At 74.4% G+C, this 13,210-nt stretch carries 12 protein-coding genes; 9 read left to right on the forward strand and 3 right to left on the reverse strand.

Annotation, left to right across the window (positions count from 1 at the left end; all coding sequences use genetic code 11):
- The first annotated feature begins 99 nt into the window (after positions 1 to 99).
- From rimO to ACZ4NB_RS30800, 6 genes are all read left to right on the forward strand, one after another.
- Positions 100 to 1,590 (forward strand): 30S ribosomal protein S12 methylthiotransferase RimO, encoded by a 1,491-nt coding sequence (gene rimO, locus ACZ4NB_RS30775; protein ID WP_467666322.1) that lies wholly within the window; start codon positions 100 to 102, stop codon positions 1,588 to 1,590.
- Complete coding sequence (pgsA, locus tag ACZ4NB_RS30780) at positions 1,587 to 2,255, forward strand: CDP-diacylglycerol--glycerol-3-phosphate 3-phosphatidyltransferase (protein WP_467666323.1); 669 nt, start codon at positions 1,587 to 1,589, stop codon at positions 2,253 to 2,255. The genes rimO and pgsA overlap by 4 nt, the downstream gene beginning before the upstream one ends.
- Positions 2,252 to 2,788, forward strand: a complete 537-nt coding sequence (locus ACZ4NB_RS30785) for a CinA family protein (protein ID WP_467666324.1) — start codon at positions 2,252 to 2,254, stop codon at positions 2,786 to 2,788. The genes pgsA and ACZ4NB_RS30785 overlap by 4 nt, the downstream gene beginning before the upstream one ends.
- A gap of 94 nt (positions 2,789 to 2,882) precedes the next feature.
- Positions 2,883 to 3,266, forward strand: coding sequence for a helix-turn-helix domain-containing protein (locus ACZ4NB_RS30790; protein ID WP_046925688.1), 384 nt, complete (start codon positions 2,883 to 2,885; stop codon positions 3,264 to 3,266).
- A gap of 240 nt (positions 3,267 to 3,506) precedes the next feature.
- Complete coding sequence (locus ACZ4NB_RS30795) at positions 3,507 to 3,980, forward strand: Dps family protein (protein WP_467666325.1); 474 nt, start codon at positions 3,507 to 3,509, stop codon at positions 3,978 to 3,980.
- 176 nt (positions 3,981 to 4,156) lie between these two features.
- The gene (locus tag ACZ4NB_RS30800) at positions 4,157 to 4,435 is read left to right on the forward strand and encodes a hypothetical protein (protein WP_467666390.1); all 279 of its coding nucleotides are present in this window, start codon (positions 4,157 to 4,159) and stop codon (positions 4,433 to 4,435) included.
- Here ACZ4NB_RS30800 and ACZ4NB_RS30805 read toward each other — a convergent pair.
- The 3 genes from ACZ4NB_RS30805 to ACZ4NB_RS30815 all read right to left on the reverse strand — a co-directional run bounded on the left by ACZ4NB_RS30805 (position 4,383) and on the right by ACZ4NB_RS30815 (position 10,903).
- Positions 4,383 to 5,159: an SDR family NAD(P)-dependent oxidoreductase gene (locus ACZ4NB_RS30805; RefSeq protein ID WP_467666326.1), complete on the reverse strand. Its 777-nt coding sequence runs from the start codon at positions 5,157 to 5,159 to the stop codon at positions 4,383 to 4,385. The genes ACZ4NB_RS30800 and ACZ4NB_RS30805 overlap by 53 nt on opposite strands.
- Positions 5,160 to 5,218: 59 nt before the next feature.
- On the reverse strand, positions 5,219 to 6,037 hold the full coding sequence (locus ACZ4NB_RS30810) for an Fpg/Nei family DNA glycosylase (RefSeq protein WP_467666327.1): 819 nt from the start codon (positions 6,035 to 6,037) through the stop codon (positions 5,219 to 5,221).
- Positions 6,038 to 6,106: 69 nt separating this feature from the next.
- A complete protein-coding gene (locus ACZ4NB_RS30815) occupies positions 6,107 to 10,903 on the reverse strand; it encodes an Lhr family helicase (RefSeq protein WP_467666328.1) in 4,797 nt (1,598 codons plus the stop codon).
- 136 nt (positions 10,904 to 11,039) lie between these two features.
- Between ACZ4NB_RS30815 and ACZ4NB_RS30820 the strand changes: the two genes are divergently transcribed.
- From ACZ4NB_RS30820 to ACZ4NB_RS30830, 3 genes are all read left to right on the forward strand, one after another.
- Positions 11,040 to 11,924: an AraC family transcriptional regulator gene (locus ACZ4NB_RS30820; RefSeq protein ID WP_467666329.1), complete on the forward strand. Its 885-nt coding sequence runs from the start codon at positions 11,040 to 11,042 to the stop codon at positions 11,922 to 11,924.
- Positions 11,925 to 12,013: 89 nt separating this feature from the next.
- Positions 12,014 to 12,853 carry an AzlC family ABC transporter permease gene (locus tag ACZ4NB_RS30825; RefSeq protein WP_467666330.1) on the forward strand — a complete coding sequence of 280 codons (840 nt, stop codon included), beginning with the start codon at positions 12,014 to 12,016 and terminating at the stop codon, positions 12,851 to 12,853.
- Complete coding sequence (locus tag ACZ4NB_RS30830) at positions 12,850 to 13,158, forward strand: AzlD domain-containing protein (RefSeq protein WP_467666331.1); 309 nt, start codon at positions 12,850 to 12,852, stop codon at positions 13,156 to 13,158. Before ACZ4NB_RS30825 ends, ACZ4NB_RS30830 begins: the two co-directional genes overlap by 4 nt.
- The last annotated feature ends 52 nt before the right edge of the window (positions 13,159 to 13,210 follow it).

Below are 13,210 nucleotides of genomic sequence, written 5' to 3' on the forward strand. Positions count from 1 at the left end.
CCGCCGCGAGGGCCTCCGCCGCCCGGCCCGGGGTGCCCGGGGTCGGCGGCGGAGACCTGCGCGCCAAGGGTACGTCCGGGACGAAGTAGGCTGAGCCCTATGCCCGAACGCCGTACCGTCGCCCTTGTCACCCTTGGCTGCGCCCGTAACGAGGTGGACTCGGAGGAACTCGCCGGCCGCCTGGCGGCGGACGGCTGGGAGCTCGTCGAGGAAGCCGCCGATGCCGATGTCGCCGTCGTCAACACCTGTGGCTTCGTCGAGGCCGCCAAGAAGGACTCCGTCGATGCCCTGCTGGAAGCCAACGATCTGAAGGATCATGGCAGAACCCAGGCCGTGGTGGCCGTCGGCTGCATGGCCGAGCGCTACGGCAAGGAGCTGGCCGAGGCGCTGCCCGAGGCCGACGGCGTGCTCGGCTTCGACGACTACACCGACATCTCCGACCGCCTGCAGACGATCCTGAGCGGCGGAAACGTCGAGGCCCATGCGCCGCGCGACCGCCGCAAGCTGCTGCCGATCAGCCCGGCCGAGCGCCAGCAGGCCGACGGGGTGGCGCTGCCCGGTCACGGGGACGCGCTGGCCTCGGCCCCCGAGGACCTGCCCGAGGGCGTCGCGCCGAAGTCCGGCCCGCGGGCGCCGCTGCGCCGCCGCCTGGACGCCAATCCCGTCGCCTCGGTGAAGCTGGCCTCCGGCTGCGACCGCCGCTGCACGTTCTGCGCCATCCCGTCCTTCCGCGGTTCCTTCATCTCCCGCCGGCCCTCCGACGTGCTCGGGGAGACGCGCTGGCTGGCCGAGCAGGGCGTCAAGGAGATCATGCTGGTCTCCGAGAACAACACGTCCTACGGCAAGGACCTCGGCGACATCCGGCTGCTGGAGACGCTGCTGCCGGAGCTGGCGGCCGTCGACGGCATCGAGCGGATCCGGGTCAGCTATCTGCAGCCGGCCGAGATGCGGCCCGGGCTGATCGACGTGCTGACCGGGACCGACAAGGTCGCGCCGTACTTCGACCTGTCCTTCCAGCACTCCGCGCCCGGTGTGCTGCGGGCGATGCGGCGCTTCGGCGGCACCGACAGCTTCCTGGAGCTGCTGGAGACGATCCGGACGAAGGCGCCGCAGGCCGGTGCCCGCTCCAACTTCATCGTCGGCTTCCCCGGGGAGAGCGAGAGCGACCTGGCGGAGCTGGAGCGCTTCATCACCGAGGCCCGGCTCGACGCCATCGGCGTCTTCGGCTACTCCGACGAGGACGGCACCGAGGCCGCCTCGTACGAGGACAAGGTCGATCCGGACGAGGTCGCCGAGCGGCTGGCGCGGGTGTCGCGGCTGGCCGAGGAGCTGACCGCGCAGCGCGCCGAGGAGCGGATCGGCGAGACGGTGCGGGTGCTGGTCGACCGGATCGACGACGAGGACGGCGTCGTCGGGCGGGCCGCGCACCAGGCGCCGGAGACCGATGGCAGCACCCTGCTGTCGACCGGCCAGGAGCTGCTGCCCGGTCGTATGGTCGAAGCAAAGGTCGTGGGGAGCGAGGGCGTGGACCTCGTGGCCGAGGTGCTGTCGGTGGACGGCACGGGGTGTACCGAGGAGGCGGGCAGATGACCGGAGTCCCGGCTTCCGCAGCTGGTGGGCCGCGCACGGCGCCGGCCGTCCGGCAGGCCGGGCTGTGGAACATCGCCAACGTCCTGACGATGCTGCGGCTGGTGCTGGTGCCGGCCTTCGTCATGCTGCTGATGCACGACGACGGAACCGACCGGGCCTGGCGCGCCTTCGCCTGGGCCGCCTTCGCCATCGCCATGATCACCGATGTCTTCGACGGGCATCTGGCCCGCACGTACAACCTGGTCACCGACTTCGGCAAGATCGCCGACCCGATCGCGGACAAGGCGATCATGGGGGCCGCGCTGATCTGCCTTTCGGTGCTGGGCGACCTGCCCTGGTGGGTGACCGGCGTGATCCTCTTCCGTGAGCTGGGCATCACGCTGATGCGGTTCTGGGTGATCAAGCATGGGGTCATTCCGGCCAGTCGTGGCGGCAAGATCAAGACATTGGCGCAGGGGACCGCGGTCGGGATGTACGTCCTGGTGCTGACCGGTCCACTGGCGACCTTCCGCTGGTGGGTGATGGCGGTGGCCGTCGTGCTGACCGTCGCCACCGGGCTCGACTACGTCCGGCAGGCCGTCATGCTGCGCCGGGCCGGGCTGGCCCGGGAGCGGGCCGAGCGGGCGCAGCGGGACGAGCGGGCGGCAAGGGACACGGGCCGGTGACCGGGCCGGGTTCTGCCGCGGCCGGGGCGCTGGAGCTGCTCGCGGGGTGCGGGCAGAGCCTGGCGGTGGCCGAGTCGCTGACCGGCGGCCTGGTGGCGGGCGCGCTGACCGCCGTCCCCGGGGCCTCGCGGGCCCTGCGGGGCTCGGTCACGGCGTACGCCACCGAGGTCAAGCGGGATGTGCTGGGCGTCGACGGGGCCCTGCTGGCGGCGCGCGGAGCGGTGGACGCCGAGGTCGCGTGCCAGATGGCGGACGGGGTGCGGCGGGTGCTGGCCGCCGACTGGGGCATCGCCACGACCGGCGTCGCCGGGCCGGACCCGCAGGACGGGCAGCCGGTGGGCACCGTCTTCGTGGCGGTCCGGGGCCCGGGAGGGGCCGGAGCCGTGCGCCGGCTGGCGCTGTCGGGTGATCGTGAACGCATCCGCCGGGACACCATCGACGCCGTGCTCGCACTGCTGTTGAGCGAACTGACAGAAAATGCGCGGGCACAGGATACGGAACAACACGGGGGGAATGGATGTTTGCAGCCCTGAGTGAACACGTACTTGCGCCCGGCACGCGTACGGCCCGAGGCGGTACGGTGGGGCGAGAAGGATCCGGATCCGAGGTCCGAGGAGGGAGCCAGCGATGATTCTGCTTCGTCGCCTGCTGGGTGACGTGCTGCGCCGTCAGCGTCAGCGCCAGGGCCGAACCCTGCGCGAGGTCTCGTCCTCCGCTCGGGTTTCGCTCGGCTATCTGTCCGAGGTCGAGAGGGGGCAGAAGGAGGCGTCCTCCGAGCTGCTCTCGGCGATCTGTGACGCACTGGACGTGCGCATGTCCGAGCTCATGCGGGAGGTCAGCGACGAGCTCGCGCTCGCCGAGCTGGCAGCGTCCGCGGCCGCGAGTGACCCGGTGCCGGCACCGGTGCGGCCGAAGCTCAATTCGGTGTCCGTCACGTCCCTGGCCGGTGTGCCGGAGGATCGTGTGACCATCAAGTCCCCGGCCGACGTCGTGGATGTCGTCGCGGCCTGACACCCCTGTTCGTACGTACCGAGCCCCGGCGGGCAGCAGTCCGCCGGGGCTCGGTGCTGTCCGGGGGCAGGGGGCGGGCGGTGCCGGTGGGCGCCGGCGGGTGGTCCGTCCCGGCAGCACGGAGCGGGCGATTCGTCTATACGATGGCGAAGTAATACAAATCGCCCGATTGACGCCCTGTCGATCGTGCCCGGCCCCACACGATCCCTCGCCGTACCCCGTCTGAACAGGAGCATCCGGATGTCCGTCGTCAAAAGCACGCTGTCCGACGCAGACCGCACCACGGTCGGGCATGCGCTGCAGGGAGCCCTCGTCGACCTCGTGGACCTCTCCCTCGTCGCCAAGCAGGTGCACTGGAACGTCATCGGTCCGCGATTCCGCTCCGTGCACCTCCAGCTCGACGATGTGGTCGCCAGTGCGCGCCTGCACGCCGACACGGTGGCCGAGCGGGCCTCCGCGATCGGGGTGTCCCCCGACGGGCGGGCCGCCACCGTCGCCAAGACCAGCGGCATCAACGAGGTGCAGGACGGCTGGATCAAGGACGGTGAGGTGGTGCGGGCCATGGTGACCGCGCTGGGTGCGATCATCGGCCGGATGCGCGAGCGGATCATCGCCACCGCCGACCCGGACCCGGTCAGCCAGGACATCCTCATCGGCCTCACCGCCGACCTGGAGAAGCACCACTGGATGTTCCAGGCCGAGGCCCACCACTGAGCGGGGCTTGCGGTGGTGCCCGCGCGCCGGAAGTGCGCCGGTGCGCTCTCCCCGTAGACGGCGCCCCCGTCTAGCGTCGGCCGGAGGAGGCACCCATGGCGAGGCGTGGATTCGCGGCCCGCGGACCGGGCGGCCGGCTCACCACCCGTGAGCCCGTCGCCCGGCGACCCCGGGCCGTGCCGGGGCGCTGGATATCCGCGGCCCTCGTCGGGGGGCTGTGGTGGTGGGCGGTGGTCCGGCTGGCGGTGTGGCCGCAGTCGGCGGGGGCGGTCGAGGGGGCCGTGGCGCTGGGCGGCTGGGGGCTGAGCCTGCTGCCGGTGCACTGCGTCCCGTGGACGGGGCGGAGCGAGGGCATATGCCGCAGCGCCCTGGCCCGTGGGGCTCGCGGGGCCCGGGCGGCGTTCACCAGGGCATCGCGACGCCGCCGTTCGGGCGGAGGATCTGGCCGGTCGTGAAGGACGAGGCGTCGCTGACCAGGTGGAGCACGGCGTGTGCGACGTCCTCGGGCTCGCCCACCCGCCCCAGGGGTGACATCCGGATCATCGGGCGCTCCGCCTGCTGCTGGGCCTCGGCGCCGTGGCGGTCGGTCATCGGCGTGCGTATCCAGCCCGGGGCGACCGCGTTCACACGGATGCCGTGTCGGCCGACCTCCGTGGCCAGCGTCCTGGTGAGCTGTACGACGGCGGCCTTGGCGGCGCCGTAGCAGAGCAGGCCGGGTGCGCCGGTGTCGATCGCGCCGGAGGCCATGGTGACGATGGAGCCCCGGGTGGCGGTGGCGATCATGGCGCGAGCCGCCTCCTGGCAGCCGTACAGCACGCCCTTGAAGTTGGTGTGGAAGACCCGGTCCAGATCCTCGTCCGCGGTCTCCAGTACGGGGGAGGAGTGCATGATCCCGGCGATGTTCGCCATCGCGTCGAGGCGGCCGGTGGCCTCGCGGGCGGCGGCGACCACGGCGGCGACCTGGTCGCGGTGGGTGACGTCGAGGTGGTGCGGGTGCGCGGCGCCGCCGGACGCGGTGATGGCAGCGGCGGTGGCGCGGGCTCCCGGCTCGTCGAGGTCCGCGCAGTGGACGGTGGCGCCGGCCTCGGCGAGGAGGGTGGCGGTGGCTCGGCCGATACCGCTCGCCGCGCCGGTGACGATCGCGGTGCGGCCCGTGAGGTCGTACGCGGTGAGGGGCATGGCGCGAGGGTAGGGAGAGATCTGACGGGTCGTCAATTAGTGCGGGGCGGGAATGTGCATCAGGGGGCGGCGGTGGGCCGGTCGCTGACCGGCGGGCCCGGCTGGCAGACGGGGCACCAGTAGGTGACGCGTTCCTCCGCGCCGGATTCCTGGCCGGTGGCGCGGACCGCCGTACCGCAGCGCAGGCAGGGGCGGCCGGCCCGGCCGTAGACCCACAGTCGGCGGTCGGGGCGCGCGCTGGGAGTGGTGGTGCGGGCCGGGCGCCGCCGGTTGGCCTCCAAGAGCTTGCGGGCGAGCGCGGGCACCCGTTCCGGGGCGGGCAGCTCGCCGAGGGGGAGCCAGGGGGAGGCCCGCAGGACGAAGCACAGCTCGGACTTGTAGACGTTGCCGATCCCGGCCAGATTGCGCTGGTCGAGCAGGGCCTCGCCGAGCGGCCGTTCCGGGGCGGCGAGCAGCCGGCGCAGGGCCTCGGCGGGGTCCCAGTCGGGGCCGAGGAGGTCGGGCCCCAGATGCCCGACGACGCGGGGCTCCTCGGCGGTGGGCAGCAGATCGAGGACGGGGAGGCGGTAGCCGACGGCGGTGTGCTCGGCGGTGCCGAGGATCGCCCTGATCTGGTGGGCCGGGCCGCCGCGCCAGCGCTCGTCGGGACGGTAGATCTTCCAGGCGCCGTCCATCCGCAGATGGGAGTGCAGGGTCAGGCCGCCCCCGAAGCGGGTGAGGAGGTGCTTGCCGCGGGAGACCACCGCCAGCACCTCGCGGCCAGTGAGGTCCACCGTCGCCAGCCGGGGAACGCGCAGGTCGCAGCGGGTCAGCGGGCGGCCGGCCAGCGCTTCGTGGAGCCGCTGCGCCAAGCGCCAGACCGTGTCGCCTTCGGGCATGCCACCATCATGCCGGGAGCCGGCGGCGGCCGGGCGTCCCGGCGGCGACCGGGCGGCCGGCTGGGGTCGTCAGCCCCGCAGCCGCAGCCCCCGGGGAGTCGGGTGGAAGCCGGCCGACTCCAGGGTGGCGGCGAAGGGGGAGGTGAGCGCCGCGGTGCCGTTGATGCGTTCGGTGGTGAGAGTGCCCACCGCGCCGGCGCGGGCGGCGTCGACGAGCGCCTCGACCGCGAGCCGGAGGCGGGCGTCGGTGGAGACCTGGGTCGGGTCAGTGCCGAGCGGCCAGGCGAGCAGGGTCTTGCCGCCGCGCTCCATGTAGAGCGTCAGCTCACCGTCGACCAGGACGACCAGGGAGCCCGCCTTGCGGCCGGGCTTGTGGGTGGAGCCCTCCGGTGGATCGGGCCAGGGCAGGGCGGCACCGTAGGCGTTGGCCGGATCGGCGGCGGCCAGGACGACGGCGCGCTGCGGGCCGCCGCCGGACGGCCCACGGCTGCGGCCCGGCAGCGCGTCCTCGACGTCGCCCGCCCGCTCCCGTTGGGTGCTCACCGCGCGCAGCCGGTCCACCGCGCCGTCCATCGCGAACTGGGCGGCGCCCAGCCCTTCCACGACATAGCCGCGACGGGCCTGACCGGACTCCTCGAACGCGGCCAGCACGCGGTACGCCGCGGAGAAACCGCCCTCGACCCCCTCGGCGGCGACCGCTCCGCGGGTGACGATGCCGTGCCGGTCCAGGAGCGTCCGCGCCAGGGCGTGGGCGCGGTGGGTGGCGTCCGCCTCGGGGGCGGGCAGCAGCGACCAGCGGCCGCCCACCGTCGGCGGGCCGGAGCGGGAGGCGGTGGGGCGGCCGCGGCCCGCCGCCCCGGTCAGCGAGCCGTATCTGCCGCGCGGGACGGCCCGCCGGGCGCGGTGGGCCGTCGAGCCGGCCGTGCGGCCCGAGCCCAGCAGGGCCCGCATCGGGGCGAGGGTGTCGTTGGTCAGCCGACCCGACCACGCCAGATCCCATAGGGCGTCGGCCAGTTGGGGGTCGGTGGCATCGGGGTGGGTGGTGGCCCGGACCTGGTCGGCGAGCTGGCGGAAGAACAGGCCGTACCCCGGGGCGAGGGCGGCGAGCAACGACTCGTGCAGCGCGGTCAGTTCCAGGGGGAGGGGCGGCGGGAGCAGCAGCGGGGCGGAGTCGGCCAGATGGAGGGAGAGCCAGCCGTCCTTGCCGGGGAGCGCGCCGGCACCGGCCCACAACACCTCGCCGGTGGCAGTGAGTTCGTCCAGCAGGGCGGGGGTGTAGCCGCCGACCCGGGACGGCAGCACCAGCTTCTCCAGGGCGGAGGCCGGCACCGGCGCGCCCTGCAGCTGCTCGATGGCGCGCACCAGGCCGTCGATACCGCGCAGGCCGTACGACGCGCCGGAGGACGGCGCCGGATGACCGGCGGGCGGCGCCGGGCGGGGCGCGCCGACATGCTGCCACTGGGGGAGGAAGGCGGCGAGCGCGGCGGGCGGGACCGGTTCGAGCTCCTCGCGCAGCGCGGCGAGCGAGCGGCGGCGCAGCCTGCGCAGCACCTGCGCGTCGCACCACTCCTGGCCGATGCCCGCGGGGTGGAACTCCCCCTGGACGACCCGGCCGGCGGCCGCGAGGCGGTGCAGCGCGCCGTCGGTGACGGCCGTGCCGAGGCCGAAGCGGGCGGCCGCCTGCTCGGAGGTGAACGGGCCGTGCGTACGAGCGTAGCGGGACAGCAGATCGCCGAGCGGGTCCTTGACCGGTTCGGTGAACGACTCCGGGACGCCGACCGGCAGTGCCGTACCCAACGCGTCGCGCAGCCGGCCGGCGTCCTCGACGGCGGCCCAGTGCTCGGCGCCGGCGATCCGTACCGAGATGGCGCGGCGGGCGGCGGCCAGCTCCCCGGTCCACGCCGGATCCGCACCGCGCTCGGCCAGTTCGGCATCGGTCAGCGGACCCAGCAGCCGCAGTACGTCGGCGACGCCCTCGACGTCCTTGACGCGGCGGTCCTCCGTCCGCCACTGCAGCTCGCGCTCCAGCTCGGCCAGCACCTCCGCGTCCAGCAGTTCGCGCAGTTCGGCCTGGCCCAGCAGCTCGGCGAGCAGCCGGGAATCCAGCGACAGCGCGGCGGCGCGGCGCTCGGCGAGCGGGGAGTCGCCCTCGTACAGGAACTGCGCGACATAGCCGAACAGCAGCGAGCGGGCGAACGGGGAGGGCTCGGGGGTGGTGACCTCCACCAGGCGGACCCGGCGGGCCTCGATGTCGCCCATCAGCTCCGTCAGGCCCGGTACGTCGAAGACGTCCTGGAGGCATTCGCGGACGGCCTCCAGCACGATGGGGAAGGACCCGAACTCGCTGGCCACCTGGAGCAACTGGGCGGCGCGCTGGCGCTGCTGCCACAGCGGTGTGCGCTTGCCGGGGCTGCGCCGCGGCAGCAGCAGGGCACGGGCGGCGCATTCGCGGAAGCGGGAGGCGAACAGCGCCGAACCGCCGACCTGGTCCGTGACGAGCTGATCGACCTCGCCCTGGTCGAAGGCGACGTCGGCGGCCCCCACCGGGGACTGCTCCGGGTCGTACTCCGCGCCGCGGGCCGCCAGGCCCGGGTCGGCCGACGGGTCGAAGGCGCCGTCCCCGTCGAGGAGGTCGAGGCCCATCAGATCGGCGTCCGGCAGCCGCAGCACGATGCCGTCGTCGGCGTGCATCACCTGGGCGTCCATGCCGTAGCGCTCGGCGAGGCGGGCGCCGAGGGCCAGTGCCCAGGGGGCGTGGACCTGCGCGCCGAAGGGGGAGTGGACGACCACCCGCCAGTCGCCGAGCTCGTCGCGGAACCGCTCGACGACGATCGTGCGGTCATCGGGGACATGGCCGCATGCCTGCTTCTGCTCTGCCAGATAGCCCAGCACGTTGGACACCGCCCAGGCGTCCAGCCCGGCGGCGGCCAGCCGGGCCCCGGCGTCCTTTGGGCCGAGCGAACCGATCTCCCGGAGGAACGCGCCCAGCGCACGGCCCAGTTCCAGGGGGCGGCCCAGCTGGTCGCCCTTCCAGAACGGCAGCCGGCCGGGGACCCCCGGGGCGGGGGTGACCAGCACCCGGTCGCGGGTGATGTCCTCGATGCGCCAGGACGTCGTGCCGAGGGTGAAGACATCGCCGACCCGGGACTCGTAGACCATCTCCTCGTCCAGCTCGCCCACCCGGCGGCCGCCCTTGCCGGAGTCGCCGGCGAGGAACACGCCGAACAGACCGCGGTCGGGGATCGTGCCGCCGGAGGTGACGGCCAGGCGCTGGGCCCCGGGGCGGCCCGCGACGGTCTGCGCGACGCGGTCCCACACCAGGCGCGGCCGCAGCTCGGCGAAGGCGTCCGAGGGGTAGCGGCCGGCGAGCATGTCGAGCACGGCCGTGAACGCCGACTCGGGGAGCGCCGCGAAGGGGGCCGCCCGCCGGACGACGGCCAGCAGCTCCTCGACGTCCCAGGTGTCCATCGCGGCCATGGCGACGATCTGCTGGGCGAGCACGTCCAGCGGATTGGCGGGTACCCGCAGCGCCTCGATGGCGCCCGAGCGCATCCGTTCGGTCACCACGGCCGCCTGCACCAGATCGCCGCGGTACTTGGGGAAGACGATGCCCGTCGAGACCGCGCCGACCTGATGCCCGGCCCGGCCGACCCGCTGCAGCCCGGAGGCGACCGACGGCGGCGACTCCACCTGGACGACCAGATCGACCGCGCCCATGTCGATGCCCAGCTCCAGACTGGAGGTGGCGACCACGGCCGGCAGCCGGCCCGCCTTCAAGTCCTCCTCCACCTGGGCGCGCTGCTCCTTGGACACCGAGCCGTGGTGCGCGCGGGCCAGCAGCGGCGGCGCCCCCTTGGCGGCACCGGACCCGCCCATCAGCTCCGCCGGGGAGTGGTGCTCGGGCAGCGTCGTGGCGGAGTCGCGCGAAGCGAGCACAGCGCCCGTGGTGCGCTCGTAGGCGATCTCGTTCAGGCGGTTGCACAACCGCTCCGCCAGGCGGCGGGAGTTGGCGAAGACGATCGTGGAGCGATGGGCCTGGACGAGGTCGGCGATCCTCTCCTCGACCTGCGGCCAGATGGAGGGCTTCTCGCCCGTGTCGCCCTCCTGGACCGGTGAGCCGCCCAGCTCGCCCATGTCCTCCACCGGGACGACCACCGACAGGTCGAAGCGCTTCCCGGACGGCGGCTGGACGATCTCCACCCGGCGCCGGGGGGACAGATAGCGGGCCACCTCCTCCACCGGGCGCACCGTCGCCGACAGTCCGATCCGGCGCGCGGGACGGTCGAGCAGCTCGTCCAGCCGCTCCAGGGACAGCGCGAGATGCGCGCCGCGCTTCGTGCCGGCGACCGCGTGCACCTCGTCCACGATCACCGTCTCGACGCCCGCCAGCGCCTCCCGGGCCGAGGACGTCAGCATCAGGAACAGCGACTCGGGGGTCGTGATGAGGATGTCCGGCGGGCGGTTGGCGATCGAGCGGCGCTCCGCGGGCGGAGTGTCCCCCGAGCGGATGCCGACCGTGATGTCGGGCTCCGGCAGCCCGAGCCGGACCGACTCCTGCCGGATTCCCGTCAGGGGGCTGCGCAGATTGCGCTCGACGTCGACGGCCAGCGCCTTCAGCGGCGAGACGTACAGCACCCGGCAGCGCTTCTTCGGCTCGGCGGGCGGGGGAGTGCTCGCCAGCGCGTCCAGCGACGCGAGGAAGGCGGCGAGGGTCTTGCCGGATCCCGTCGGCGCCACCACCAGGACGTCCGAGCCCGCGCCGATCGCCTGCCAGGCGCCTTCCTGCGCGGCGGTGGGCGCGCTGAACGCCCCGGCGAACCAACCGCGGGTCGCGGGAGAGAACGAGTCGAGCGCTGCCTTGGCCATGTCCCCCATCGTGCACCGCGCCACTGACAACGCGGCCCCCGCGCGTGCCGCCGGCCGTCCCCGGCGGGGCCCGCGGTACCCGTCCACGCTGCGGACGCCCACGTCGGGAGCGCTGCCGAGCAGCCAGAATGGGGGCATGGTCACGGGCAGCGGGGACGGCGCGGCCATCGGCGGCACCCCCGGGACGAACGCCACGCCGCAGGCGCGCGGGGAGTGGGCGCGCCACTGGCGGTACGCCGGGCTGCCCGGTCTGGACCTGCTGCGCGCCCGCTACGTCCGGCACTCCTTCCCCCGCCACGCCCACGACGGCTACGTCGTCTGCGCGGTCACCTCCGGCATCGAGGAGATCGGGCTCCAGCAGGGCACCGTCCGGGCCGGCCACGGCGGCATCGTCATGATCAACCCGGAGGTCGCGCACACCGCGCGGGCCGGTGCGCCCGAGGGCTGGGCCTACGCCACCCTCTACCCGTCGCCCGAGGTCGTCGCCGAGATAGCCGAGGAGACCACGGCGCTGCGCGGTACGGCCGGATTCACCCGGACCACCGCCGATGACCCGCACCTCGGCCGCATGATCACCGAGGTCCACCGGGCCGCCGAGGCGGGCAACGCGCTCGCCGCCGACAGCCTGCTGCGGATCGCCGTCGCCCGTCTGCTGCGCCGCTACGGAGGCCCGCTCCCGGTACGTACGCCGCGCAGCGCGGGTGCCCGGACCGCCGGCCTGGCCCGGGCCCTCCTGGAGGAGCGGATGGCCGACCCGCCCTCCCTGGAGAAGCTGGCGCAGGAGCTCGGCACCAGCCCGTTCGCGCTGCTGCGGGCCTTCAAAGGCGCGTACGGAATGCCGCCGCACACCTGGCTCACCGATGCCCGGGTGCGCCGGGCCCGCGGGCTCCTGGAGGCGGGCCGCACACCCGCGGAGACCGCCGTCGAGGTCGGCTTCAGCGATCAGCCGCATCTGAACCGGCACTTCACCCGGATCGTCGGAGTGCCACCCGGTGCGTACCGCAGGGAGCGGTCGGCCTAGGACCTGACCGATCGGACAGGCCCCAGGTGCGCCCCGGGCCGCAAGAACGTACAAGACCACCGAGGGCGCGCACTCCTAAGGTCCGGGGCGTGCCAGAACAGACAGAGATTCGCCCCGCGGGCCCGTGCGCGCCACCGGACGCGGCGGCCGCCGCGAAGCCCGACTCCGCCGTCATCAGGGACGCCCTCGGCGTCGGTATCGCCGTCGGACTCTCCGGGTTCGCCTTCGGCGTGACCTCGGCCGGCGCCGGCCTCAGCCTGCTGCAGACGTGCGCGCTCAGCCTGCTGGTGTTCACCGGCGCCTCGCAGTTCGCCCTCGTGGGCGCGCTCGCCGCGGGCGGCAACCCGCTCACCGCTGCGGCCGGCGCCTTCTTCCTGGGGACCCGCAACGCGTTCTACGGACTGCGGCTGTCCACCGTCCTCGGCTACCGGGCGGGCGTCAGGCCCTTCGCCGCCCACTGGGTCATCGACGAGACCTCCGCCGTCGCCCTGGCCCAGCCCGACCGCCGCAGCGCCCGGCTGGGCTTCACCGTCACCGGGCTGAGCCTCTACGCCCTGTGGAACCTCACCACCTTCCTCGGCGCACTGGGCGCCGAGGCGCTCGGCGATACCGACGCCTGGGGACTGGACGCGGCCGGCCCCGCGGTCTTCCTGGCGCTCCTCGCGCCGATGCTCAAGACCGCCGTCGAGCGGGCCGCGGCCGGGCTGGCCGTGGTGGTGCTCTTGACGACGCTGCCGCTGCTGCCCGCCGGCGTCCCGGTCCTGCTCGCGGCGCTGGCCGCACCCGCCGTCCTTGCCGTACAGGGGCGCCGCGAGCGGGCGAACGAAACGAGGGCGGCGCGGGGGCCGGGTGCCGACCGGGACGGCGCCGCCGCGCACCGCAACGGCGGCGCGGGCAGCGACGCCACCACCGAGGAGGACCGGGCATGAGCGTCTGGATCGCGATCGCCGCCACCGCCGTCGGCTGCTACCTGGTCAAGTTCCTCGGCCTGTCGGCGCCCGCCGGCGTACTGGAGCGCCCGCTCGTCAAGCGGCTGGCCGCGCTGCTGCCGGTGGCCCTGCTGGCCGCGCTCACCGCCCAGCAGACCTTCAGCGACGACCGGTACCTGATGCTCGACGCCAGGGCCGCGGGCCTGGCCGCCGCGGCCGTCGCGCTCGTCCTTCGGGCGCCGTTCCTGCTGGTCGTCGGCGCCGCCGTGGTGGTCACGGCCGGGGTGCGGGCACTGACCGGCTGATCGATCTCGGCCGGGGGCCTGCCGTGGAGGGGGCGGGTCGGGGCCCGGAGGC

It is taken from the genome of Streptomyces sp. NPDC026575, assembly GCF_055567415.1.